At 57.8% G+C, this 22,782-nt stretch carries 23 protein-coding genes; 10 read left to right on the top strand and 13 right to left on the bottom strand.

Features of this window, described 5'->3' with window-relative positions:
* Window positions 1–104 precede the first annotated feature (104 nt).
* On the top strand, window positions 105–638 hold the full coding sequence (locus CU103_RS01185; protein WP_106662091.1) for a L,D-transpeptidase family protein: 534 nt from the start codon (window positions 105–107) through the stop codon (window positions 636–638).
* On the opposite strand, the gene CU103_RS01180 is transcribed toward CU103_RS01185, so the two are convergent.
* The 5 genes from CU103_RS01180 to tsaD are packed head-to-tail and all read right to left on the bottom strand — an operon-like array spanning window position 635 to window position 4,122.
* The gene (locus CU103_RS01180; RefSeq protein WP_245448530.1) at window positions 635–1,306 is read right to left on the bottom strand and encodes a class I SAM-dependent methyltransferase; all 672 of its coding nucleotides are present in this window, start codon (window positions 1,304–1,306) and stop codon (window positions 635–637) included. The two genes, CU103_RS01185 and CU103_RS01180, sit on opposite strands and share 4 nt — an antisense overlap.
* A gap of 8 nt (window positions 1,307–1,314) precedes the next feature.
* Window positions 1,315–1,743: an EVE domain-containing protein gene (locus tag CU103_RS01175; protein ID WP_106662089.1), complete on the bottom strand. Its 429-nt coding sequence runs from the start codon at window positions 1,741–1,743 to the stop codon at window positions 1,315–1,317.
* Between the two features lie 10 nt (window positions 1,744–1,753).
* Window positions 1,754–2,044 carry a YciI-like protein gene (locus CU103_RS01170; RefSeq protein ID WP_106662088.1) on the bottom strand — a complete coding sequence of 97 codons (291 nt, stop codon included), beginning with the start codon at window positions 2,042–2,044 and terminating at the stop codon, window positions 1,754–1,756.
* 15 nt (window positions 2,045–2,059) lie between these two features.
* Complete coding sequence (locus CU103_RS01165; RefSeq protein ID WP_106662087.1) at window positions 2,060–3,046, bottom strand: NAD(P)H-dependent glycerol-3-phosphate dehydrogenase; 987 nt, start codon at window positions 3,044–3,046, stop codon at window positions 2,060–2,062.
* On the bottom strand, window positions 3,043–4,122 hold the full coding sequence (gene tsaD, locus CU103_RS01160) for a tRNA (adenosine(37)-N6)-threonylcarbamoyltransferase complex transferase subunit TsaD (RefSeq protein WP_106662086.1): 1,080 nt from the start codon (window positions 4,120–4,122) through the stop codon (window positions 3,043–3,045). The genes CU103_RS01165 and tsaD overlap by 4 nt, the downstream gene beginning before the upstream one ends.
* A 94-nt stretch (window positions 4,123–4,216) precedes the next feature.
* Between tsaD and hemC the strand changes: the two genes are divergently transcribed.
* From hemC to CU103_RS01130, 6 genes are all read left to right on the top strand, one after another.
* Window positions 4,217–5,146: a hydroxymethylbilane synthase gene (gene hemC, locus CU103_RS01155; RefSeq protein ID WP_106662085.1), complete on the top strand. Its 930-nt coding sequence runs from the start codon at window positions 4,217–4,219 to the stop codon at window positions 5,144–5,146.
* A gap of 2 nt (window positions 5,147–5,148) precedes the next feature.
* Window positions 5,149–5,859 (top strand): uroporphyrinogen-III synthase, encoded by a 711-nt coding sequence (locus CU103_RS01150; protein ID WP_106662084.1) that lies wholly within the window; start codon window positions 5,149–5,151, stop codon window positions 5,857–5,859.
* A 98-nt stretch (window positions 5,860–5,957) separates the two neighbouring features.
* Window positions 5,958–7,241 (top strand): COG4223 family protein, encoded by a 1,284-nt coding sequence (locus tag CU103_RS01145; protein ID WP_106662083.1) that lies wholly within the window; start codon window positions 5,958–5,960, stop codon window positions 7,239–7,241.
* 13 nt (window positions 7,242–7,254) lie between these two features.
* Window positions 7,255–8,937 carry a heme biosynthesis protein HemY gene (locus CU103_RS01140; protein WP_106662082.1) on the top strand — a complete coding sequence of 561 codons (1,683 nt, stop codon included), beginning with the start codon at window positions 7,255–7,257 and terminating at the stop codon, window positions 8,935–8,937.
* Window positions 8,938–9,054: 117 nt separating this feature from the next.
* Window positions 9,055–9,531: a tellurite resistance TerB family protein gene (locus tag CU103_RS01135; protein ID WP_106662081.1), complete on the top strand. Its 477-nt coding sequence runs from the start codon at window positions 9,055–9,057 to the stop codon at window positions 9,529–9,531.
* Window positions 9,532–9,541: 10 nt separating this feature from the next.
* On the top strand, window positions 9,542–10,276 hold the full coding sequence (locus CU103_RS01130) for a glutamine amidotransferase (RefSeq protein WP_106662080.1): 735 nt from the start codon (window positions 9,542–9,544) through the stop codon (window positions 10,274–10,276).
* Between the two features lie 4 nt (window positions 10,277–10,280).
* On the opposite strand, the gene CU103_RS01125 is transcribed toward CU103_RS01130, so the two are convergent.
* Window positions 10,281–11,522 (bottom strand): MFS transporter, encoded by a 1,242-nt coding sequence (locus CU103_RS01125; RefSeq protein ID WP_106662079.1) that lies wholly within the window; start codon window positions 11,520–11,522, stop codon window positions 10,281–10,283.
* Window positions 11,523–11,649: 127 nt separating this feature from the next.
* Window positions 11,650–12,372: an aquaporin Z gene (gene aqpZ, locus CU103_RS01120; RefSeq protein WP_106662078.1), complete on the bottom strand. Its 723-nt coding sequence runs from the start codon at window positions 12,370–12,372 to the stop codon at window positions 11,650–11,652.
* Window positions 12,373–12,628: 256 nt separating this feature from the next.
* Here aqpZ and CU103_RS01115 point away from each other — a divergent pair, with 256 nt between their 5' ends.
* Both CU103_RS01115 and CU103_RS01110 read left to right on the top strand, forming a co-directional pair.
* Entirely contained in the window at window positions 12,629–12,919 is a 291-nt protein-coding gene (locus CU103_RS01115; RefSeq protein WP_100000936.1) for a YggT family protein, read from the top strand.
* A 12-nt stretch (window positions 12,920–12,931) separates the two neighbouring features.
* Entirely contained in the window at window positions 12,932–13,246 is a 315-nt protein-coding gene (locus CU103_RS01110; protein WP_106662077.1) for a DUF167 family protein, read from the top strand.
* A gap of 4 nt (window positions 13,247–13,250) precedes the next feature.
* On the opposite strand, the gene ppa is transcribed toward CU103_RS01110, so the two are convergent.
* From ppa to CU103_RS01080, 6 genes are all read right to left on the bottom strand, one after another.
* On the bottom strand, window positions 13,251–13,787 hold the full coding sequence (gene ppa / locus CU103_RS01105; protein ID WP_106662076.1) for an inorganic diphosphatase: 537 nt from the start codon (window positions 13,785–13,787) through the stop codon (window positions 13,251–13,253).
* A 190-nt stretch (window positions 13,788–13,977) separates the two neighbouring features.
* Window positions 13,978–14,484 carry a GNAT family N-acetyltransferase gene (locus CU103_RS01100; RefSeq protein ID WP_106662075.1) on the bottom strand — a complete coding sequence of 169 codons (507 nt, stop codon included), beginning with the start codon at window positions 14,482–14,484 and terminating at the stop codon, window positions 13,978–13,980.
* A 102-nt stretch (window positions 14,485–14,586) separates the two neighbouring features.
* Entirely contained in the window at window positions 14,587–16,416 is a 1,830-nt protein-coding gene (gene typA / locus CU103_RS01095; protein WP_106662074.1) for a translational GTPase TypA, read from the bottom strand.
* A gap of 135 nt (window positions 16,417–16,551) precedes the next feature.
* On the bottom strand, window positions 16,552–17,937 hold the full coding sequence (mgtE, locus tag CU103_RS01090) for a magnesium transporter (RefSeq protein ID WP_106662073.1): 1,386 nt from the start codon (window positions 17,935–17,937) through the stop codon (window positions 16,552–16,554).
* A gap of 395 nt (window positions 17,938–18,332) precedes the next feature.
* Entirely contained in the window at window positions 18,333–20,774 is a 2,442-nt protein-coding gene (locus tag CU103_RS01085; protein ID WP_106662072.1) for a GcvT family protein, read from the bottom strand.
* Window positions 20,771–21,670 carry a phosphotransferase gene (locus tag CU103_RS01080; RefSeq protein WP_106662071.1) on the bottom strand — a complete coding sequence of 300 codons (900 nt, stop codon included), beginning with the start codon at window positions 21,668–21,670 and terminating at the stop codon, window positions 20,771–20,773. The genes CU103_RS01085 and CU103_RS01080 overlap by 4 nt, the downstream gene beginning before the upstream one ends.
* 329 nt (window positions 21,671–21,999) lie before the next feature.
* Here CU103_RS01080 and CU103_RS01075 point away from each other — a divergent pair, with 329 nt between their 5' ends.
* Complete coding sequence (locus CU103_RS01075) at window positions 22,000–22,767, top strand: DeoR/GlpR family DNA-binding transcription regulator (protein ID WP_106662070.1); 768 nt, start codon at window positions 22,000–22,002, stop codon at window positions 22,765–22,767.
* Window positions 22,768–22,782: the final 15 nt, after the last annotated feature.

Here is a 22,782-nt window from a genome sequence, read left to right as displayed (position 1 = left end):
TCGTTGGAATTTAAGTCGAATTATTAAGGAAAGAAAGACCATCGACTTGATTATGCCTGTGCGGCGCATCAGTCTGACACAAAAATGCTTTTTATGAGGCAAGCATGGTGGGCAGGTCTTTGAAATTAATCGATGTTCGGGCCAGACCTGGCCATTCGAGCCAGGGGCAAATGATTGCAGGCACCATGATTCTGCGCTGCGCGCTTGGCAAGGGCGGCATTACTGCCTTCAAACGTGAGGGCGATGGTGCCACCCCTTTGGCAAAGATGCGGTTGCTCTATGGTTTCAAGCGTCCCGACAAGAAGGTGAAAAGTCCGGGTATGCTAATGTTTAGGCCTCTTCGCCGCGATGAAGGCTGGTGTGAGGTCAGCAGCGACCGCAACTACAACCGCAAGGTCCGCATACCCTATGGCGCCAGTCACGAGACGATGTGGCGCAACGATGATCTATACGACGTCTGCATCGTCATGGATTGGAACATAAAGCCGCGCCGCCGTGCTGGTGGCAGTGCCATCTTTTTTCATCTGGCGCGACCCGGCTACACTCCGACGGAAGGTTGTATTGCCTTGAACCGCGCCGATATGGAGCGGCTTCTGCCCCATATCTCGAATCGGACAGTCATTCGGGTACTGCGCTAGCGCCGGAAGCGCCAGACAGTTGTCAGTTTCACTTCGGCATCCTCAAGAACCCGCGTTACCGGAACCGAATAGGCTGCCAGCGATTCGAGAAGATCCTTGGGAAAATAGGAGCGGCCAGGATCGCCGACGATGACGTTGGCGCCGCGTTTCGCCAGAGCGGTGAACCAAGGTATGAGCCTGTCAGCCAAGGGTTTGTCGTAGAATACGTCGCCCGCAAGAACTACATTCCAGCCATCATCGCTGCCGATCAGATCATCAACGCGAATTTCAAGGACTGCCTGATTTGCATCGGCGTTGAGCGCTATTGCAGGTCGTGCAAACGGGTCGATATCGCATGAAATGACACGTGCGGCACCCGCTCTGGCTGCAGCGATACCCACCAGACCGGAGCCCGAGGCAAAATCGAGGACGACAGCACCCTCTACTGTGTGGGGGTGGTCGAGGATATAGCGCGCCAGACCCTGCCCGCCCGCCCAGGCAAAGGCCCAGAATGGAGGAGGAAGCCCGATGGTTGCCAGCGCATCTTCGGTTCTTTGCCACAGATCATGGGCTTCATCGGCCAGATAGAGCTCGATCTCCTGCACATGTGGCGGGGATTGCAGGGTGGTGTTCGCCAGAACGAATCGGCGATAACGATCGCTGTCTGGATCGAGGACCAGCTCACCCATGGATCGGGTCATTCGGGAGCTGGAACCAGCCCGCCCATGCGGCAGACTTCCTTCCATTCATCCGGCGCTACCGGCTGCACCGACAGTCGCATTGACGTGACAAGCGCCATCTTCTCCAGTTTCGGATTGGCCTTGACGTCTTTAAGAGTTACCGGCGCCGGCACGTCCCTGACGGCACGAATATCAACGCATTCCCAACGCGGATCATCGGTCGTCGAATCGTGATGAGCGAGGGCACAGACTTCGACGATGCCGACGACTTCAAGCCCTTCATTCGAATGGTAGAAGAAACCTTTGTCGCCAATCTGCATGGCGCGCATATTGTTTCGCGCCTGATAATTGCGCACGCCAGTCCACTCGGTGCCCTTGGCGCCGGCGGATTTTTGCTTGTCCCATGACCATGCGTCGGGTTCGGATTTGAATAACCAGAATGCCATTTTTGACGCCCTATTTGTTGTCCGGATTTTTGATGGCCCAGGTCCATGGGCGAATATCGACCGATGTGAAGAGACCAGCTTGAGCATAAGGATCATTGGCTGCGATGTCTTTAGCTGCGGCAAGATCCGCCGCATCGATGACCACGAGACTGCCATTCGGCTTTGCATCATCACCAAGAAATGGCCCGGCAAACTTGAGGCGATCGCCCAAGCCATTCAAATAGTCGAGGTGCGCAGTGCGCGTGTCGAGGCGCAGCTGCAGGTGATCAGGCTTATCGTTGCAGAGAAGAGCATAGAGCATTCGCGGTCTCCTGGTTCAATCTTCATTCTTCAGCGGCCGCGAAAGCAAGGCTTCCATGGCCTCATCGATGGTGATGTGCCGATCAAGTATCTGTGCGACCGCCCCGATGATCGGTGCCTCCACATTATTGCGGGCGGCAAGCTCGGCCGCAATGGCAGCGGTTGCGACACCTTCCGCAAGCGGGCGGCCGGTGAGATCCTCACCGCGGCCGAGAGCCAGTCCATAGGAATAGTTTCGAGATTGCGGCGTGGAGCAGGTAAGCATCAGATCGCCAAGACCGGAAAGGCCCATGATCGTCTCCGGTCTTGCTCCGAGTGCTTGGCCGATACGGCGCAGCTCGACAAAGCCGCGGGTGACCAGCGCCGCTTGGGCACTGGCGCCATAGCCTCGGCCGATCGCTGCACCGGCCGCAATGGCGAGCACGTTCTTGAGCGCACCACCGATTTCCACCCCGGTCAGATCATCGGTAGAATAGCAGCGGAACGTCGGACCGGACAGCGTCACGGCGATACGGTCTGCGAGCGCGTGCCGCTGTGCCGCCACGGTCACAGCGGTCGGCAATCCCCTTGCCACGTCGCTAGCGAAGCTCGGTCCCGATAGCGCTCCAAGGTCGTGACCCGGCATTATTGCGGCAACGAGGTGGGACATGAGTAAGCCACTCTTGCGCTCGATGCCCTTGGCGCAGATCACGAGCGGGGCAGCGGGCGGGATCGAGTTCTTCAATTCATGTATTGCACCGGCGAGTGCCTGCGCGGGGATGACGCAAAGGATGAGGTCACTTCCGGCAAGGACTTTCCGGGCACTGGTGCTCGCCGTGAGCCCCGGGTGCAGGTCAATGCCGGGCAGGTAGGCTTCGTTGCGATGGCTGCCATTGATCGAATCCACGGTCGCCGCGTCACGCGCATAGAGCCGGACCTCATTGTCGTTACGCGCCGCCATTGATCCCAGAGCAGTGCCCCAAGCCCCCCCACCAAGCACCGCAATGATTGGTTTTCGACTCATGCCTTGGCTCCGCGACGGCCTGCGCCGATCAGTGGTGCTGACTGCATGTCCAATGGCCAGCGCGAGCGTGGCGCGATGTCGAGCGAATCGGCGGGCAAGCAATTGGCCCGTTCGGCGCCTGCCCAGGCGATCATTGCAGCGTTGTCGGTACAAAGAGCCATGGGTGGTGCAATGAACCGGAAGCCGTTATCCGAGCAGAGCCGCTGCAGGCCATCGCGCAAGACCTTGTTTGCGGCAACGCCGCCGGCGACCACCAAGGCTGGTTTGGTGACGTTCGGGAAGTTTTGGCGAAACCGCATCAATGAGCGAGAAACGCGATCATCCAGTGTATCGGCGACGGCTGTCTGAAAGGCAGCGCAAATGTCATTGACATCAGTTTGTGACAAGGGCTCTAGCGTCGTCGCCAGTTGGCGCACGGCCGTTTTCAGGCCGGAGAAGGAAAAATCGAGCCGCTCTTCGCCCTTCAGCGGCCGCGGCAGGGTAAAGCGTGTGGGATCGCCAAGCAGAGCCGCTTTTTCCACTTCGGGCCCACCGGGGTAAGGCAGGCCGAGCAGCTTTGCGGTCTTGTCGAAAGCTTCGCCTAGCGCATCGTCAATGGTCGTGCCAAGGCGCTCATAATCACCCAGCGCCTTAACCAGAACCATCTGCGTGTGCCCGCCGGATACCAGCAATAGCAAATAGGGAAAATCGATATGATCGGTTAGACGCGGGGTGAGCGCATGGCCTTCGAGGTGGTTGATCGCGTAAAATGGCTTCTGACGCGCCATGGCGATCGCCTTCCCGGTCATCAGTCCGACAATCAAACCACCAATCAATCCTGGACCAGCTGTCGCAGCCACGGCATCGACATCGTCCAGAGTCATTTGCGCTTCCTGCAAGGCCCGATCGATCAACGTGTCGAGTACTTCCACATGGGCGCGCGCGGCGATCTCAGGCACCACGCCGCCATAGGGCGCGTGATCGTCAATCTGGCTTAGAACGACATTCGACAAGATGCGGCCATGGCCGCGATCATTGCGTTCGACAATCGCCGCCGCCGTTTCGTCACAGCTTGTCTCAATACCTAGCACCCGCATCGATAAACCTGATATCCTTCGCCGCATTGCCCGTCGAATAAAAGCCCTTTAGGTAAAGGCTCAATTCGAACTCGCGTAACACGGACAGCGGCCAATGCAAACAAAAACGCTCAAGATCGGTACACGTGGGAGTGCGCTTGCCCTGGCGCAAGCCCGTGAAACGCGTGACCGGCTGATAAAAGCCCATGGACTTCGCGAAGACGATATCGAAATAGTCGTTATTTCGACCAGCGGCGATCGTATCCAGGATCGGCCCTTGGCGGAAGTTGGCGGCAAGGGCCTGTTCACGCTTGAGATTGAACAACAGCTTGCCGACGGTCGCATCGATCTCGCCGTGCATTCATCGAAAGACATGCCGACGATCCTGCCGCAAGACCTGCATCTTTCGATCTTCCTTGAGCGCGAAGACCCGCGCGACGCATTTATCGGACGGGAGGTCAAGACATTACTCGATCTGCCGATCGGGGCAACCGTCGGCTCCGCATCGCTGCGCCGGCAGGCACTAATCCAGCGGGCTCGTCCTGACCTGAAGACGGTTAACTTTCGCGGTAATGTCGAAACCCGCCTGCGCAAGCTTGCTGATGGCGAAGTTGATGCAACATTCCTGGCCTATGCCGGTCTGAAACGTCTAGGGCTTGGCGATGTCGCTACCGAACTCATGGACGTATGGAATTTTCCCCCCGCGCCCGGGCAAGGAGCGATCGCCGTGGAGAGCCGAATTGGCGACGACCGGATTGATTCAATGCTTGCGCCCCTCAATCACCTTCCAACGTCGACAGCGCTAGCGTGCGAACGCGCTTTTCTTGGTGCACTCGACGGATCCTGCCGCACGCCGATTGCCGGCCTTGCAACGGTCTCGGGGGAGAAGGTCCAGTTCCACGGAATGATTCTCCTGCCGGATGGCAGCGAAGCGCACGAGGTCACGAGTGAGGGCGCATTCGCCGACGCTGTGGATATTGGCCGGGACGCGGCGCGGCGGGTTCGCAAGCTGGCTGGCGCGCATTTCTTTACGGATTGGCTCTGACCATGAAGACGGTCCTGGTCACACGTCCCCAGCCGGGCGCGACCAGAACGTCCGAGCGTTTGCTTTGCAGCGGCTTCCTTCCGTTGGTATTGCCGCTTACGGAAATTGTTTCTCTGCCCGCAAAAAAGGCTGCTGGCAAATTCAGTGCCGTTGCTGTGACAAGCGCCAGCGCATTGCGCCAAGCGTCAGACGAGGCACTCCGCCCGCTTCTCAATCTTCCTTGTTTCGTTGTAGGCGAAGCGACCGCGGCAATGGCTCGTGCTCGCGGGTTTGAAACCGTAACGACTGGAGACGGTGATGGTGCGTCGCTAGCGCAAACAGTCATCGAGGAATCGTGCGCTGGCGCCCGTATTCTTTATCTGACGGGACGCGTTCGTGCACCAGATTTTGAACATGCATTGCGCACAGGGGGTGTTCATTTTCGCACTCTGATGTCTTACGATACGGTTTCAGTCAGTTATACAACTGATTTTTTGTTGAATTTTTTCAATAGGGGAAAGATTGACTACTGCCTCTTATACTCCCGTTGGAGTGCGGAAGAGTTCGTACGCATGCTCGGCCAAGTTGAGATAGCTCATCACCTTGATAACACGTCGATTTTGTGTCTTTCCAACAGGATTGCCGATGTATTGAGCGGGTTGGGCCGCGTCTCCGTTCGTGTCGCGAACAAGCCAAACGAAGATGCCCTCTTCGAACTTATGCAAAGGGCGTAAATGGCTTGTGTTGATCTCAAGCGGGATTGTGCCGTTTCGCATCCGGAACTTCCTTGCTAGCTTCCACAGACCAGAGTCTACAATGAGAGAGTCCGTCCATGGCCAAAGCTTCCGTTCCGCGTCATTCGAAATCGAACCGCAAACCCGTGACGATTGAACTGGAGTCATCTGCGATCAACAAATCGGAACGGAACGCATCGAATGTGCCGGCAGCAGAGCCTGTAGGTTTTGATGCAGCCGTTGATGAAAAGAGCCCGCCACAAGCGGTATCACATGAGGACCAGCCTCAGCCTGCCGGGCCATCTGACGCGCAGGAATCATTCGGGCGAGGTCAATCCGCAGCTCAAACGAAGGGATCCGAATCTGCGCCCGTGCCGGCAGCGCAGAAATCGAATGACGCACTTGGCCGCCTGGCGTCCGGGATTGTTGGTGGTATCGTCGCGCTTGTTGGCGCTGCGGCTCTGCAATGGGCCGGAATGCTGCCGTCGCCGAAGACGGATATTTCAGCGCTTGAACGGCAAATCGCCGATCTGCGCAATGCACCGGCTCAAACGCTGGACGAAGGCGCGCAGGTAGCACTCAACGGTGCCGTAGAAAACGCCAAGCAGGCGCTGGGGCAAACCAGCGGCCTTGCCGGCGAAATCAGCGCGATCAAGCAAAGCATTGCCGAGGTTCAGAAGAATGCCTCCGCTGGGACGGGTGCTGTGGATACGAGCGCTATCGATGCGCGCATTGCTGCGCTGGAGACCCAGCTGAGCGCTAGCGCGCAAAAGGCTGAACACGCGGACGGAGCCGCCGCCGGAGCAGCGGAGAGACTCAATGCGCTGGAAGCAAGGGTCAGCGACACGTCTGGTCAAACCAACATGGCGCTTGCGCTGGCGGCGACGGGGCTCAAGGCTGCGTTGGATCGCGGAGGGCCTTTCGCCGCTGAGCTGGACACATATGCTGCCGTCGCGCCCGCATCCGGTGACGTCGAAAGCCTTCGTGTAGCTGCCGCTAAGGGTGTACCGACGGTGAGCGTCCTGGCCAGCCAATTCGGCGATATCGCGCCCAAGATAATCGCGACAACTCGCGACGTCGATACCAATGCAGGGATACTTGACCGGCTATGGGCGAGTGCGGAAGGATTGGTGGAGTCACGGCCCGTTGGCATGGTTGAGGGTGAGGGCGTTGAGGCGATTACTGCGCGTATAGAGGCGCAGCTGAAGGCTGGTGACTTGAGCGCGGCCATTGCCGAGTGGGAGAAGCTGCCGGAAAATGCCAAAGCAGTTTCCGCTGATTTTGCGAGCACCATGAAGGCGCGCCAAAAAGCCGACGACATCGTGTCAAAAGCCTTGTCGGATGCCCTGACCGGCGTCAAACCACCCGCAGCGGCCAATTAGGAGCAAGAAGACGATGATGCGCATTCTGTCCTTCTTTATCGTTGTTTTGCTACTTGGTACCGGTTTTGCATGGCTCGCCGATCGTCCCGGTGATCTTGTCGTTACGTTTTCCGGTATGCAGTACAAAGTCAGCCTGATGGTGGCGGCTTCCGCCATTGTCCTGATCGTCGCTGCTGTCATGCTCACATGGTGGGTCATCAAGAGCGTCGTTGGCTCGCCCTATGCGTTGCGCCGCCATTTCCGTGCGCGCAAACGTGACAGGGGCTATCAGTCGCTTTCGACAGGCTTGATCGCTGCCGGCGCTGGCGACGCCCTGACGGCGCGGCGGATGATTGGACAGGCGCAAAAGCTGTTGAATGTTGATCAGGAACCTTTGATCCGGCTTCTTGACGCGCAGGCCGCCATGCTGGAGGGACGCGCAGACGACGCGCGGGCCAAGTTCGAAGCAATGCTCGATGATCCTGAAACGAAGCTTCTTGGTCTGCGCGGCCTTTATTTGGAGGCGCAGCGTCTTGGCGCGCGGGATGCCTCGCGGCATTATGCCGAGGAAGCTGCGCTGCTGGCTCCAAGTGTCGAATGGGCTGCATCTGCGGCTCTCGGTCAGAAGACCACCCATGGAGACTGGGACGGTGCTCTGGCGCTACTCGAAAAGCAGAAGGCAACCAAGCAGATCGACAGGGAAAAAGCCAAGCGTGATCGCGCGGCACTGCTGACCGCCAAGGCTATCTCGACATTTGAAAGCGATCCAATGGGCGCCAAGGCGATTGCCATTGAGGCCAACAAGCTGGCGCCGGACCTGGTGCCAGCGGCAATTATTGCCGCAAAAGTACTGTTCCAGCAGGGTGATTTGCGCAAGGGATCGAAAATTCTGGAACATGTGTGGAAAAGGGAACCCCATCCGGAAGTGGCCGAAACCTATGTTCATGCGCGACTCGGCGATTCGGTTTACGACAGGCTGAAGCGCGCCCGTCATCTCGCCGGGCTCTATCCGCACCACCCGGAATCGAGCCTTGCCATCGCCAACGCGGCGCTGGCGGCAGGCGAGCTGAAGGAAGCGAGGGAAGCTGCAGAAGCCGTGCTGCGCAGCGCCCCCCGCGAGAGTGCATATCTCTTACTCGCGGATATCGAGGAAACACAGACCGGCGATCAAGGGCGGGTGCGCCAATGGCTATCGCGGGCAGTCAAGGCGCCACGCGATCCGGCCTGGACGGCGGACGGTTACGTGTCCGAACGTTGGGCGCCAGCTTCGCCAGTCACCGGCAAACTCAATGCCTTTGAATGGAAGGTGCCCGTCGAGCAACTTGGCCCCGTCATCGATTCCGGTGATGATTTTGAAAGCGCTCTCGCGGCGGCGCCCCTGCAACCTGCATCGCCTCGCGAAAATGTGAAGCCGCTAATCCCTGCGAAGGCGCCGGTGGTCGAGGCCAAGAAGCCAGTTTCGAGCCCGGCTTCCGACGAAGGGGATATCATCGATGCGGAAGTTGTGGCCTTGGAGCCCGCTTCAAAGCAGCCGGAGGAGCGCGACATTCAATCCGGCGAAAAAGAACGAATCGCGTCGGTTTTACCGCCATGGCCCGAGAAACCATCCGAATCCGCGAAGAAAGACGAACACCTTGTCATTCCTGTTCCCGACGATCCGGGTGTGCGCCCCGAATATGAAGCGGAACGGCCAAGCAAGAAATTCCGGCTTTTCTAATTTTGGGGCGATATCGCCGAGGGGCGCTTTGCGGCAAGATGCACAGTGGCGGGAACTGAGTGGCCGGGCTATCAGTTGAATCCATGTTCTTCTCAGCGAACCGAGAGATTTCCCTGCATGCTCGACCGTATTGTGACGTTTTTCAAATCCTTGCCTTCTGGAGAGAACGGCAAGGAGCATTTTTCAAGGAATGATCCGCGCCTCGCAGCTGCGGCTCTGTTGTTTCATGTCATGGATGCCGACGGCGAACGTGACAAGGTTGAACGGAAACGTGTTTCGCAGCTCATTTCCGAAGCCTATGGCCTAAAAGGTGAGGCGCTGAAGCGCCTGCTGGACGATGGTGAGCAGGCGGATCAGGAGGCTGTTGATCTCTACAGCTTCACCAGTATCATCAAGCGCAATCTTGACGAAGAAGCTCGTATCCGATTCATTGAGCTGATGTGGGACGTCGTCTTTGCCGATGGAAGCGCGCATGAGCTGGAAGACAATGTCGTCTGGCGGGTTGCGGAGCTCATTGGTGTCTCGACACGTGACAGGGTGACCATGAAACAGAAGGCCGCGCTACGGGCCAAACAAGCGGTTCAAGAGGAATAGGATAGAGCGAATGTTCCAGACCGACTGGATGGAAAGCAGGCAGCCACGGCGCCCTAAAATCCTGACAGTGCTACACCAGGAACATTCAAGCCCCGGCCGGGTGGGTCATTTGCTTGTTGAAGCGGGCTTTGCCCTCGACATTCGACGGCCGCCCCTCGGTGACCCTTTGCCGCAAACGCTGGAAGACCATGCGGGCGCCGTCATCTTCGGCGGACCCATGAGCGCCAACGATCCCGAAGACTTCGTACGCGATGAAACGAATTGGCTGGCAGTACCGCTAGCGGAAGATAAGCCGTTTCTTGGCATTTGCCTTGGAGCGCAAATGCTGGCCAACCATCTAGGTGGCAAGGTCGCTCCACATCCGGATGGTTTTGTCGAAATAGGCTGGTACCCCTTGGCGCCGACTGAAGTGGGGAAAGCCCTGATGGACTGGCCGTCCATGGTCTATCACTTCCATCGTGAGGGTTTCGAACTGCCGGAGACCGCGACACTGCTTGCGACCGGCGAAACCTATCCCAATCAGGCTTTTCGCTATGGCAACAATGCGTGGGGTGTCCAATTCCACGCTGAACTGACGAGGGCCATGATGCAACGCTGGGTGGTGCGAGGCTCAGAACGCTTCGCACTGTGCGGCGCACAGCATGGCAGGGATCACCTGGAGGGCCGCATGATCCACGACGCGGTTCTCAAGGCGTGGTTGCACCAATTCCTTGGCAAAATTTTTGGAGCGCCCGTCCCTGCCTAGGGGCTCAGGTTCTGCCCTGAAGATTGCGCGCTTTGCGCAGTTGCGGAAACCACCAGGCCCATAGCCCCGCGACTGCAACCGTCCCCAGACCGCCAAATACAACCGCTGGAACGGCTCCGATCAACGAGGCCATTATACCGGCGCGGAACTCGCCGAGTTCGTTGGATGCACCGACGAAGACCATATTGACGGCGTTGACACGACCCCGGACGTGATCGGGTGTCCACAGCTGCAGCAGTGTTTCCCGGATATAGACGCTGACCATGTCCGCTGCACCCATCAAGGCGAGCGCAACAATCGATAGCCAAGCGATATCCGAGACGCCGAACATAATCGTGAGCAGGCCAAACAATGCAACGAACGCGAACATGATCAGACCCGCATGGTCGCGTATGGGATGTCCAGTTAGCCAGATGGCCGTCAGAATTGCTCCAATCCCGGGTGCGGCACGGAGCATTCCGAGCCCCCATGGCCCGAGTTGGAGAATGTCGCGTGCATAGACGGGCAGTAAAGCTACCGCACCACCCAGTAACACTGCAAAAAGATCAAGCGAGATCGCCCCGAGAACCACTTTCTCTCTCCAGATGTAGCGGAATCCGGCGGTGAGTGTTTGAAGCGACCTCTTCTCGGACAGGGTGTGCTGGGCAGGCTTCGGTATGGAGAAAGTGCAGACAGTGGCCACTGCCAGCATGACGCTCGCTATACTATATGCAGCTACAGGCGATGCGCCGTAGAGCAATCCGCCAGCAACGGGGCCGACGATCGTGGCGATCTGCCATGCGGATGAATTCCACGATACCGCGTTGGAGAACGTTTCAGCCGGAACGAGATTGACAACGAGCGATGCGGATGCAGGGCCAAGGAAGGCGCGACCGACGCCAAAGCCCGCCAGAATGAGGAAGACCAGTCCTGGCGTGAATGTATGGGTCATCGTCAGTACGAGCAACATTGCAGCGCAAATCACCTCTACGCCCAATGAAAGCCCCATGATCAGGCGCCGTCCGAACCTGTCCGAGGCCGCGCCGGTGATGAGCACCAGCAGCAGTGAAGGTGCAAATTGAATGAGACCGACAATGCCCAGATAGAACGGGTCGCGCGTCAAATCGTAGATCTGCCAGCCAACGGAAACGCTGATGATCTGGATGGCAAACGAACCGAAGAAGCGCGCCAGCCAGTAAAGTGTGAAGGAGGGATGGCGAAAAGCGGCATAACGATCCTGAGCCGCGGTCATTTCTGGGAGGGACATTTCGTTGGGAGGCTCCGGAAACTGGAGACCTCTTCTAGACCAGTTTGGTGGGAAAGGGGATAAGAAAGCCGGAAATAAATAAACTCCGGCGTGGACGAATGGGCCGGCCGGGACCGGCCCAATATTATCAGGCCGCGCTTACGGCATTGGTGACTGCAATGTCCGAATCCTTGGCAAGCAGGGATTTCCAGATGATTGCGCCGAGGGCTGCGCCAATGAGCGGCGCAACCCAGAACAGCCAAAGCTGGCTGAGGGCAGCCGTCTCTGCAAAGAAGGCAACGCCGGTGGAGCGGGCCGGATTGACGGAAGTATTCGTCACCGGGATCGAAACCAGATGGATCAGCGTCAGACCCAGACCAATGGCAATCGGTGCGAAACCAGCCGGAACAGACGCAGAGGTTGCACCAAGAATGATGATGATGAAGAAGGCAGTGAAGATGACTTCTGCAACAAGCGCGGCGGTCAGGCCGTACTTGCCGGGCGAGAGCTCTCCATATCCGTTGGATGCGAAACCACCGGCGGTAAAATCAGCTTTGCCGGAAGCAATCAGATAGAGCACGGCAGCGGCGGCAATCGCGCCAGCAACTTGTGCAATCCAGTATGGGATAAGATCTTTGAAGTCAAAGCGCCCCGCTACTGCAAGTCCAAGCGAAACAGCCGGATTGAAATGGCCACCGGATATACCGCCGACCGCGTAGGCCATTGTAAGAACCGTAAGACCAAATGCGAAGGAAACACCAAGCAAACCAATACCGACGTCCGGAAATGCAGCGGCAATAACGGCGCTGCCGCAACCGCCCAAGACGAGCCAGAATGTGCCGAAGAATTCGGCCGACAGTTTATTTAGCATGGAAACCCCTAGGATGGAAAACAGGCCGGGATAGCCCGAATCACAAGCGCAAAGTTATTCCTGTTTTTTGAATTCAACAATATCGTTCAATATCAATGGAGGTTAATACCTTAGACGGATGAAATTGCGCTAATGAACTTGCGACGAATACTGCATATACGATCTCGGGATGTGCGATGCCGCGTTGCATTCGCGAGGACCCCTTGCCCGTAGACCAGCCAATCGCTACATGTCGCGTGACTATTAGGAGAAACATATGCTCGCCCTTATCCGCACCATCGATCTGGCTCTCGATATTTATACCTGGATCATCATTGCCAGCGCGATCTTTTCGTGGCTTTTTGCCTTCAACGTGATCAATTCGAGCAACCGGTTCGTGGCTTCAGTCGGAGATTTCCTGTATCGCGTTACGGAGCCGGCCTTGCGACCTATCCGTCGCTTCCTGCCTGATCTCGGTGGTATCGATATTTCGCCGATCGTGCTCTTGCTGATTATCTTTTTTGTTCGCCAGTTGCTCTGGACGACGATTGCACCAATCCTGGTTTGATCGGCCTTAATCATGTATTTTCGCAAAGAACGTGATGGCGTCACGCTCTTTGTGCGCCTGACGCCAAAATCTGCAAGGGATATGATTGAAGGGGTGGAGGCGACGGATGGCGGGCGTGCCCACCTGAAGGCGCGCGCGCGTGCAGTTCCGGAAGACGGAAGGGCCAACGCTGCGCTGGAGAAGCTGCTGGCGAAATGGCTTGGGCTTGCACCGCGGGATGTAACAATAGCCTCTGGCGCGACATCGCGAGTGAAGCAGGTCAGAGTTTCGGGCGATCCGGAAGCTTTGGCCATCAAGCTTTCCGCTCTCGTCTCGCCCGATCGTTAATTGATCAGCCGTTCTTCGCCTTGTGGCGCTCGATTGCTTCGGTGATCAGCTGGCGCGCAGCGTCTTCATCGCCCCAGTCGCCGATCTTCACCCATTTGCCCGGCTCCAGATCCTTGTAGTGTTCAAAGAAATGCTGGATCTGCTTGAGCGTAATCTCCGGCAGGTCAGTGTAATTATGCACCTTTTCATAGCGTAGGGTCAGGTGCGGGGAGGGCACGGCGATGATCTTTTCGTCCTGGCCCTTATTGTCCTCCATCACGAGAACACCGATCGGGCGCACATTGATCACGCTGGTTGGCATCAGTGCCCGGGTGTTGCAGATCAGAACGTCAATCGGATCACCATCGTCCGACAATGTGTGCGGTACGAATCCATAATTGCCTGGATAGGTCATGGGTGTGTGAAGAAAGCGATCGACGAACAGGGCGCCGGAGTCTTTGTCGAGCTCATACTTGATCGGTTGACCGCCGACCGGAACCTCGATGATCACGTTGACATCTTCAGGGGGATTGTTGCCGACAGAAATGGCATCGATGCGCATGTTTTCAGAGTCCTTGTTGGTTTGGGAGTGCTGTAATGATTTTTGCGCCGCAGCGCAACAATGGGCGCCGTTATTAAAGTCCAGGAGGGTAATTGACGGACCAGTTGGCCGAAACTGTAAAAAGTGACTTTGGCATACCGACGCCACGACGGGTGTATTCAAACACAATGAACATCATCGCCGCTGGTCGTCAGTTCCAGACGAAGGCAATCTTCTTGAGCGTCTTGCCCTCGAAGCATTCAACGCCCTCGGCAGCATCCCGGCCGCCTGCGTTCTGGTAAAAGGAAACCGCGAGGTCGTTATCTTCAAGCGCCCACACGACAAGGCCCTTCAATCCCTGATCGACGAGGTTGCGGCGGGCGGCACACAAGAGCCGGGAACCAAGTCCGAAGCCCTGATATTCGGGCCGGATGTAAAGTTCGTAGACTTCGCCCTTCTGCGGAAGCTGGCGCGCGCGATTGGGGCCAAGCGTTGCGTAGCCTGCAACAACGCCGCCGACGTCGGCAACCAGCACTTGTGTAGAGCGTTGAATAGCACGCGTCCACCAGGCAGGTCCACGGCGCTCCAGCATGGTGTTAAGGGCGCGATACGGGATAATCCCGGTATAGGCACCTTTCCACGCGGCCAGATGTATGGCGGAAATCGCCTCAGCATCGGTCAGTTCGGCCCGTCTTATCTCGATCGCATGGGTATTCATGGTTGCTTAACCATAGACCCGCGGCCCAAGGTTCCGCAACTATGCTCGAAAAAGAAAAGCGGCGAAAACCGCCGCTCTTCCATTTGTAACGCTGCTGGTCGCCTACGCCGCGCCCGCCGTCTTGCTGCTCTTTTCAAAGCGCTTGCGCTCGTTCGGATCGAGATAGAGCTTGCGCAGACGGATCGATTTCGGCGTGACCTCCATGAGCTCATCGTCCTGGATCCATGACAAAGCGCGTTCCAATGTCATGCGGATTGGAGGCGTGAGCTTGACCGCCTCATCCTTGCCGGCGGCGCGGATGTTGGTCAGCTTTTTACCCTTGAGAATGTTCACTTCAAGATCGTTGTCGCGAGAATGGATGCCAATGATCATTCCGGCATAGACCTTGACACCGGCTTCGATGATCATCGAGCCGCGATCTTCGAGATTCCACATTGCGAAAGCTACGGACTCGCCCTGATCGTTGGAAATCAGAACGCCATTGTTACGACCGGCGATTTCGCCTTTGAAGGGTTCATAGGCGCGGAAGAGGCGGTTCATGATTGCTGTGCCGCGCGTGTCGGTCAATAGCTCTGACTGGTAGCCGATGAGGCCACGGGTCGGCGCGTAGAACACCATGCGCACGCGATTGCCACCAGATGGGCGGAGCTCGACCATTTCGGCCTTGCGCTCGGACATTTTCTGCACGACCGTGCCCGAATATTCCTCGTCGACGTCGATTAGCACTTCCTCGACCGGTTCGAGCAAATGGCCGGCCTCGTCCTTCTGCATCACGACGCGCGGGCGCGATACGCCGAGCTCAAACCCTTCACGGCGCATATTTTCAATGAGAACAGCGAGCTGCAATTCACCGCGGCCGGAAACGAAAAACGAATCCTTGTCACCGGATTCTTCAACTTTCAGCGCGACGTTGCCTTCGGCTTCCTTCATCAAGCGGTCGCGGATGACGCGGCTGGTAACCTTGTCGCCTTCGGTGCCCGCAAGCGGGGAGTCGTTGACGATGAAGGACATGGTGACCGTTGGCGGGTCGATCGGCTGGGCATGAAGAGGTTCGGTCACTTCGAGGGCGCAGAACGTGTCGGCAACGGTGCCTTTCTGCAAACCGGCGATGGCAACAATGTCGCCCGCATGGGCTTCGTCGATTGCCTGACGCTCAAGGCCACGGAACGTAAGGATCTTGGAGATACGGCCGGTTTCAAGCTGTGTGCCGTCGCCATGCAGGACTTTGACCTGCTGGTTCGATTTGACGGTGCCTGAATGAATGCGGCCGGTGATGATACGGCCGAGGAATGGATCGGCTTCAAGGATCGTGCCGATCATCTTGAACGCACCTTCGCCAACGGTCGGCGCAGGAACGTGTTCGAGAACCATGTCAAACAATGCTGCAAGACCCTGATCCTGCGGACCTTCCGGGTTGCGTGCCATCCAGCCATTGCGGCCCGAACCGTAGAGGATCGGGAAATCAAGCTGTTCGTCAGTTGCGTCGAGCGCGGCGAAGAGATCAAAGACCTCGTTCACAACTTCTTCGTGACGCGCATCGGGACGATCGATCTTGTTAATCGCAACGATCGGGCGCAGGCCAACCTTCAGTGCCTTGCCCACAACGAACTTCGTCTGTGGCATGGGTCCTTCGGCGGCGTCGACGAGAACGATGGCGCCGTCAACCATGCTCAGGATGCGCTCGACTTCACCGCCAAAATCGGCGTGGCCGGGTGTGTCAACGATATTTATGCGCGTGTCCTTCCAGACGACCGACGTGGCTTTGGCGAGAATCGTGATCCCGCGTTCCTTTTCGATGTCGTTGGAATCCATCATGCGTTCGGCAACGCGCTGGTTGTCGCGGAAGTTGCCGGACTGTTTCAGAAGTTCGTCAACGAGCGTGGTCTTGCCATGGTCAACGTGTGCGATGATCGCGATGTTGCGCAGTTTCATAAGGTTCTCTTTGGAGGATTGTGGACGCCACGTATGATGCGCCGCTTTACATTTGCGCGCTCCATACATGTTTTTTCGCAAATGCGAAAGGGGGCAAAGCGTTTTGGCCTGCATGGCAGCCATGCAGGCCAATGGTTAGAGCAGGGTCCCGGACAGGATCACCAGCGCAATACTGAAGTAAATCACCAGCCCGGTGACATCCACCAGTGTCGCTACAAAGGGTGCCGAGGCGCTGGCGGGATCAAAGCCAGTCTTCTGCAGAATGAACGGCAGCATCGAACCCGCAAGTGACCCGAAGGTAACGATACCGATCAATGCCGTACCGACCGTCGCGGCAATCAGCGGCCAGTGCTGACCGTAATCGTAGAGGCCGGTCATCTGCCATGCGATGATGCGGACAACGCCGATGAACCCAAGGAAGGAGCCGAGAACGAGGCCAGTCGGTATTTCGCGCAGGGCAACACGCCACCAGTCCTTCAGCCGCAGTTCCTGCAGGGCCAGGGCGCGGATCAGCAGTGAAGTCGCCTGCGAACCGGAATTGCCGCCGGAACTCATGATAAGCGGGATGAACAGGGTTAGAACAACGGCTTTCTCGAGCTCGCCCTCGAAATGCTGCATGGCGCTTGCGGTCAGCATTTCGCTGAGGAACAGCACGCCGAGCCAGCCAGCGCGCTTGCGGATCATGTGCAGGAAACCGATTTGCATGTAAGGCTTGTGCAGCGCCTCCATGCCCCCGAACTTCAGCGTATCCTCGGTCATTTCCTGGGTCATGGCGTCGATCACATCATCGACGGTGACAATGCCGATGATCTGGTTGCCGTCATTGACGACGGGAACAGCGAGGAGGTCATGCTTGCGGAAAAGCCGGGCCACGTCTTCCTGATCGGTCAGCGGCGCGACGGTGACCGGGGCGACATCGCGGCCGACGCTCATGATCGAGACGTCTGGTCCGCTGGTGATCAACCGGCGCAATGCTACGGCCCGTAACAAGATTTTTGTTGCCGGATCAATAACATAGATTGCATAAACAGTCTCGCGGGAGCGCTCCACTTCGCGGATATGCTGCAGCGTCTGTGCAACGCTCCAGTCTGCCGGAACGCTGACGAACTCCGTAGTCATGAGGCTGCCGGCCGTATGGGGCGGATAGCGCAGCAGCTTACGCAGAGCCAGCTTGGTATCGCGGCCAAGACCCGGTACGAGCCGACTGCGGGTCCCGGCATCGAATTCGTGGAAAAGATCGGTCACGCGGTCTGCCGACATGGCGTCGAGGAGTTCCTGTGCCACCGGAACGGGCAGGGCCCCGATGATCGCGGCAGCCGAATGCAACTCCGGCTGATCCAGAATCAGCACGGCATGATCACGGGGCATTTCGGAAATAATGCCAATGGAATCAGCTAGTTCGAGCTCGTTCAGAAGCTCGACTGCATCGGCAGCCTGCATGGCAGCAAGCCGTTCTGCAAGGGTAGCTGCGGGTGCACGTCCGGCTTGGACCGCATCCGTAGTGAAGCGAAGGTCGTTCATTTTAGCTCGCCTTTCTGTCGATCCGCCGTCACAGGGGATCGAGGCGAGCTGATCTCTACATCAGGCCACGATCGCCGAGGGACGGCGCAAACAATCGACTATGACTGTCGTCGTTGGGCATAAGAGATAAACTCCGGTTGAAGGTACGCAGGCCGCAAATTACAGGACTGCGTGGCGTCATTTGGTCCTGCGCGCGGCCAAAGTCAACCCCTGCATCAGTTTGACATGACACAACTTTGTGCACCTGAATTTCGCGTTACGATTGATAAAGTTTAGCCAGAATCGATGAAAATTGGGCGAGTTTAGGCACTTTTTGAGGGAATTTCGTCGCGTCCCGTACAAGAGCGATCCGGAATCTGAGTTTTCGCGTTTGAAGGACCTTCAATTCTGTACGTTCAGCCCCTTACCCGCACGTTGCCGGGGTCATACAGCTGGTCGAGGTGGATTGTCGCGGCGAAACGTTCATTCCCCACAATGAGCTCGTATTGTCCATCTGACAGGAATGCATCGGTCACGCCGCCGGCATTGCGTACATAGCCAAATCCAATAGGGCTTTGGAGCGTATAGCCATAGCCGCCGCTGGTAAGATATCCGACGGGTTCACCGTTGCGCAGGATGGTCTCGCGACCAAGGAGAACGACACCCCCATCCGCCACCGTGAAACCGGCGAGGCGCTTCTTTAACGGGGCGGCATGAATGGCCTCGCTTGCCTTGCGACCCAGGAAATCGGTGTTCTTGCGAAGCTTGACGGCCCAGCCGAGTCCGGCTTCGAAGGGCGAGTCATTTGGCGTGATGTCGGAACCCCAGGCGCGGTACCCTTTCTCCAGCCGCAGCGATTCAATGGCACGATAGCCGACCGGCCTGATGCCGAATTCCTCGCCGGCTCGCATGAGAGCATCGAAGACCGCTCCAGTTGCAGCGATTGGCACATGCAACTCCCAGCCGAGTTCGCCGACATAGGTGATACGCAGCGCCCGAACGGTGGTGCCAGCGATACCAATCTCGCGGACATGGCCAAAAGGAAAGGTGCTATTGCCGACGTCGGCGCCGGTAACGCGCGCCAGTACGTCGCGCGCCTTCGGACCCATCAAAGACAGAGTGCCGAAATCCTCGGTGACATCAGTCAAGGTTGCATCGAGGCCTTTGGCGATGTGCTCCTTGATCCAGCCGTAGTCATGGGTGCGAAAGCCGGTGCCGGTGACAATATAGAACTTGTCATGGCCAAGCCGCGCAACAGTCAGATCGCATTCGATGCCTCCCCGCGTGTTGAGAAGCTGCGTATAGGTGAGGCGGCCCGCAGGTTTTGCGACGTCATTGGCGCAGATATAGTCGAGAGCCTTGGCGGCGTCCTTGCCGTTTAACTCGAATTTGGCGAAGGAGGACTGATCGAAAATGCCGACCTTGTCGCGGACCAATTCATGTTCCTCGCCGACCGCATCGAACCAGTTCTGCCGCCCCATGGAATAGACGTCCTCTGCCGGCATACCGTCCGGGGCAAACCAGTTCGGCCGTTCCCAGCCAAGTTTCGAGCCGAAGACGGCGCGATGCCTTTTCAGCCGGTCATAGAGCGGCGAGACGATGGCCGGGCGTCCGGATGCATATTCCTCATGCGGAAAGCCAACCGTGTAGTGCTTGCCGTAGGCTTCCAGCGTACGATCACGCACCCAGTCACGATTGCGATGAAGATTGGAAAAGCGCCTGATATCGACGGTCCAAAGATCGAGCGGCGCTTCGCCATCGACAACCCATTGCGCGAGTACCCAGCCGGCACCACCGCCGGAGGCAATGCCAAACGCGTTGAATCCTGCGCCGACAAACATGTTGGAACATTCCGGTGCAACGCCGAGGATGAAATTGCCGTCGGGCGTGAAGCTCTCCGGGCCGTTGATCATCTGCTTTACGCCAGCGGTTTCGAGCGCGGGAATGCGGAACATGGCCTGCAGCATATGCTGTTCGAAATGGTCGAAATCGTCGTCGAAAAGGCGGAACTGCCAGTCGTTCGGCACGTCTCCGGTGACCCAGCTTTGCGGGTTGGGTTCATAGCCGCCCATGACCAGACCGCCGACCTCCTCCTTGAAATAGGTGCGCCGGTCCGGATCGCGGATAGTCGGCGCATTGGACGACAGGCCGTCGATCTTCTCGGTGATGATGTATTGGTGCTTGACCGGTTGCAGCGGCACGTTGATGCCCGCCATCTCGCCAACCTGCCGCGCCCACTGGCCAGCGCAGTTGACGACTTTATCGCAGGCAATATCGCCCTGATCGGTCTTGACCTTGACGATACGGTCGCCGTTCATTTCGAAGCCGGTGACGCGGATGTTCTCGATCAGCTTGGCGCCATGCATACGGGCGCCGCGTGCCAAAGACTGGGTAATGTCGGAGGGGCTGGCCTGTCCGTCGGTCGGCAACCAGCTGGCGCCGACGAGATCGTCCACCTGCATCAGGGGAAACATGGCCCTGGCCTCTTGTGGCGAAAGCAGATGCATTTCCATGCCGAAGCTTCCCGCCGTGGTGGCGAGCCGGCGGAATTCTGTCCAGCGGTCCTGATTGGTCGCAAGGCGCAGGCAGCCGGTCATCTTCCAGCCCGTGGCGAGACCGGTTTCCTCGTCGAGACGCTTGTAGAGATCGACTGAATATTTGAGGACGCGCGTGATCGAGGCGGAAGAGCGCAACTGCCCGACGAGACCGGCCGCATGCCAGGTAGAGCCGGAGGTCAGCTGGCCCATTTCCAGCAGAACGACATCGGCCTTGTGATCCTTGGCAAGGTGGTACGCTGTCGAACAGCCGATAATCCCGCCGCCGATGACGACGATCTGGGCCTGCGAAGGAATGGTCATGATGCGGTCTTTCCGTAAGTCATTCTGTAATGGTCAAGCGCCTGGTCGAGCCGCTGCAAATTCTCGGCCGTATAGGTAACGTAGTCGACGCCCGGCGCGTTGAGATAGAGCTCGGAAACCATGCTCCACATGGCTTCGCGCAAAAGCGAAGCGCATTGCATGGCGGCATGAGCGCGCTTGAGTTCGTGGTCGGGCGCGCTCTTGAAATAGGCCGTGAGCAGCGCTTCGGATTCGCCCTCATCGAGGCCGGCATTGGAGGCGAGGCCGGCAAGGTCGAACATCGCGGTGGAGAAACCCGCATATTCGAAGTCAATCAGCCAGAGGCGTTTGCCGTCATCGAGTATATTGGCTGGAAGCAGATCGTTATGGCTGAAGATAATCGGCAGCGGTCTTTGTGCAGCCTCCATTTCCGTGGCGATCGCGAGATAGGTGCCAAGTTGCCCGGCCATGCGGCTCTTCCCGGTTTGCAGCGTGCGGGCATAATCGCGGATGACATGGAAGACCCAGAACATAAAGCCCGGGCCAAGAATGTGTTCAGGCATCGTCGTGTGGAACCGGCGGATCATGTCTGCCACGCGCGGTATGTTGGCGCGAACATCACTGGCATCATAGGTGTGGGCACCAAGAAAGGCGGTGACCATGACGCCGTCGCCAGCATGGAACAACTCAGGCGCAAAGCCGGCACGATGCGCGGCTTCGGCTGTCATCGCCTCGCGGTCGCGAAATACGTGATGAAACGGGTAGTCAGTGCCGAAACGCACGACATATTTGCGTTCTGCATCCTCGACGACATAGCTTTCATTGCTGATGCCGCCTTTGAGCAGCGCGATCTGAATATCGCCTTGCCAGAGCGGCAGGGCGGCAATGCGGCTTCTGGTGGACTCGGGAAGTGTCATGGGCGGGCCGCTGCGTGGTTCGACAGACTCACCATGAGGGAGACTACCTGTCCAATGGGGGTTGTGGACTCTCCATGAACAGGAATTTCATCTATGGCAAAGACTTTCATTCAATACCCTTGCGCCGGCATCTTGGGTACCTGCAAGGATATGCCCCCTCATAGTGAGCCTGTCGAACCACGCATTCCCTTTATTCCCATAGGCAGAGGTTCGCCCATTATGTCGCACCTGTCAACAGTTTTTTGTGGTATTTTGTGGTTTTATTGCCTGATACAGGCAATAAATGTGGTATTAATGTTGATATTACACTTTTGTTTGAGGTTTTTAACATGAGCTCCAAACGGCGCGGTGAGATCACGCGACTGCTGCAGGACGAGGGAACAATCTCGATCGCCGATCTGGCGCAGAAGCTCGGCGTTTCGCTGGAGACGATCCGCCGCGATGTCAAGCCAATGACAGACACGGGTGCGGTGACGCGGGTCCACGGGGCCATCGGGCTACCGCAACATCTGGGCGAGGCACCGTTCGAGCTGCGCATGCGCGAGAATGCAGGCGCCAAGCGCTTGATCGCACAATGGGTGGCCCGCACGATCCGTAATGGCGAATCCATCATGCTGGATACGGGCACGACAACGAGTTTCCTTGCGCGCGAACTTCTGCAGCATCGCAATCTGACCGTCGTGACCAATTCGTCGGACATTGCCCGCACACTGGCCACGGTGAACGGCAACAGGGTGTTCATGGCCGGGGGGGAACTGCGCAGTGATAGCGGCGCGGCTTTCGGGGTTTCTGCAATCGAGTTTGTCAGCCGCTTCAGCGTCACCCACGCGGTCATTTCCGTCGGGGCACTCGACGCTTCGGAGGGAATAACGGATTACGATCTGGCGGAGGCGGAATTCGCCCGCACCGTGCTGTCGCGCGGGGCGCGCAAGACCGCCATTACCGACGCTACGAAATTCGGCCGTCGCGGGCTGGTGCAGGTGTGTAACCTCGGCGGATTCGATGAGCTGGTTACGGATCAGGAGCCGCCGGAGGATATTGTCCAGGCGCTTTACTCCGCGGGCACGAGGATGACCGTCGCGTCCAAACACTCCTGACGAAAACGGGTGGGC

Origin of the sequence: Phyllobacterium sophorae (genome assembly GCF_003010965.1) — a bacterium.
In the GTDB taxonomy this organism is placed as follows: domain Bacteria; phylum Pseudomonadota; class Alphaproteobacteria; order Rhizobiales; family Rhizobiaceae; genus Phyllobacterium; species Phyllobacterium sophorae.
This window is presented reverse-complemented; position numbering and strand designations above follow the sequence as displayed.

What these genes read in the sequence shown, in the direction of transcription:
- CU103_RS01185 (WP_106662091.1), top strand. Translation starts at nt 105, where the DNA reads ATGGTGGGCAGGTCTTTGAAATTAATCGATGTTCGGGCCAGACCTGGC.
- CU103_RS01180 (WP_245448530.1), bottom strand. Translation starts at nt 1,306, where the DNA reads ATGGGTGAGCTGGTCCTCGATCCAGACAGCGATCGTTATCGCCGATTC.
- CU103_RS01175 (WP_106662089.1), bottom strand. Translation starts at nt 1,743, where the DNA reads ATGGCATTCTGGTTATTCAAATCCGAACCCGACGCATGGTCATGGGAC.
- CU103_RS01170 (WP_106662088.1), bottom strand. Translation starts at nt 2,044, where the DNA reads ATGCTCTATGCTCTTCTCTGCAACGATAAGCCTGATCACCTGCAGCTG.
- CU103_RS01165 (WP_106662087.1), bottom strand. Translation starts at nt 3,046, where the DNA reads ATGAGTCGAAAACCAATCATTGCGGTGCTTGGTGGGGGGGCTTGGGGC.
- tsaD (WP_106662086.1), bottom strand. Translation starts at nt 4,122, where the DNA reads ATGCGGGTGCTAGGTATTGAGACAAGCTGTGACGAAACGGCGGCGGCG.
- hemC (WP_106662085.1), top strand. Translation starts at nt 4,217, where the DNA reads ATGCAAACAAAAACGCTCAAGATCGGTACACGTGGGAGTGCGCTTGCC.
- CU103_RS01150 (WP_106662084.1), top strand. Translation starts at nt 5,149, where the DNA reads ATGAAGACGGTCCTGGTCACACGTCCCCAGCCGGGCGCGACCAGAACG.
- CU103_RS01145 (WP_106662083.1), top strand. Translation starts at nt 5,958, where the DNA reads ATGGCCAAAGCTTCCGTTCCGCGTCATTCGAAATCGAACCGCAAACCC.
- CU103_RS01140 (WP_106662082.1), top strand. Translation starts at nt 7,255, where the DNA reads ATGATGCGCATTCTGTCCTTCTTTATCGTTGTTTTGCTACTTGGTACC.
- CU103_RS01135 (WP_106662081.1), top strand. Translation starts at nt 9,055, where the DNA reads ATGCTCGACCGTATTGTGACGTTTTTCAAATCCTTGCCTTCTGGAGAG.
- CU103_RS01130 (WP_106662080.1), top strand. Translation starts at nt 9,542, where the DNA reads ATGTTCCAGACCGACTGGATGGAAAGCAGGCAGCCACGGCGCCCTAAA.
- CU103_RS01125 (WP_106662079.1), bottom strand. Translation starts at nt 11,522, where the DNA reads ATGTCCCTCCCAGAAATGACCGCGGCTCAGGATCGTTATGCCGCTTTT.
- aqpZ (WP_106662078.1), bottom strand. Translation starts at nt 12,372, where the DNA reads ATGCTAAATAAACTGTCGGCCGAATTCTTCGGCACATTCTGGCTCGTC.
- CU103_RS01115 (WP_100000936.1), top strand. Translation starts at nt 12,629, where the DNA reads ATGCTCGCCCTTATCCGCACCATCGATCTGGCTCTCGATATTTATACC.
- CU103_RS01110 (WP_106662077.1), top strand. Translation starts at nt 12,932, where the DNA reads ATGTATTTTCGCAAAGAACGTGATGGCGTCACGCTCTTTGTGCGCCTG.
- ppa (WP_106662076.1), bottom strand. Translation starts at nt 13,787, where the DNA reads ATGCGCATCGATGCCATTTCTGTCGGCAACAATCCCCCTGAAGATGTC.
- CU103_RS01100 (WP_106662075.1), bottom strand. Translation starts at nt 14,484, where the DNA reads ATGAATACCCATGCGATCGAGATAAGACGGGCCGAACTGACCGATGCT.
- typA (WP_106662074.1), bottom strand. Translation starts at nt 16,416, where the DNA reads ATGAAACTGCGCAACATCGCGATCATCGCACACGTTGACCATGGCAAG.
- mgtE (WP_106662073.1), bottom strand. Translation starts at nt 17,937, where the DNA reads ATGAACGACCTTCGCTTCACTACGGATGCGGTCCAAGCCGGACGTGCA.
- CU103_RS01085 (WP_106662072.1), bottom strand. Translation starts at nt 20,774, where the DNA reads ATGACCATTCCTTCGCAGGCCCAGATCGTCGTCATCGGCGGCGGGATT.
- CU103_RS01080 (WP_106662071.1), bottom strand. Translation starts at nt 21,670, where the DNA reads ATGACACTTCCCGAGTCCACCAGAAGCCGCATTGCCGCCCTGCCGCTC.
- CU103_RS01075 (WP_106662070.1), top strand. Translation starts at nt 22,000, where the DNA reads ATGAGCTCCAAACGGCGCGGTGAGATCACGCGACTGCTGCAGGACGAG.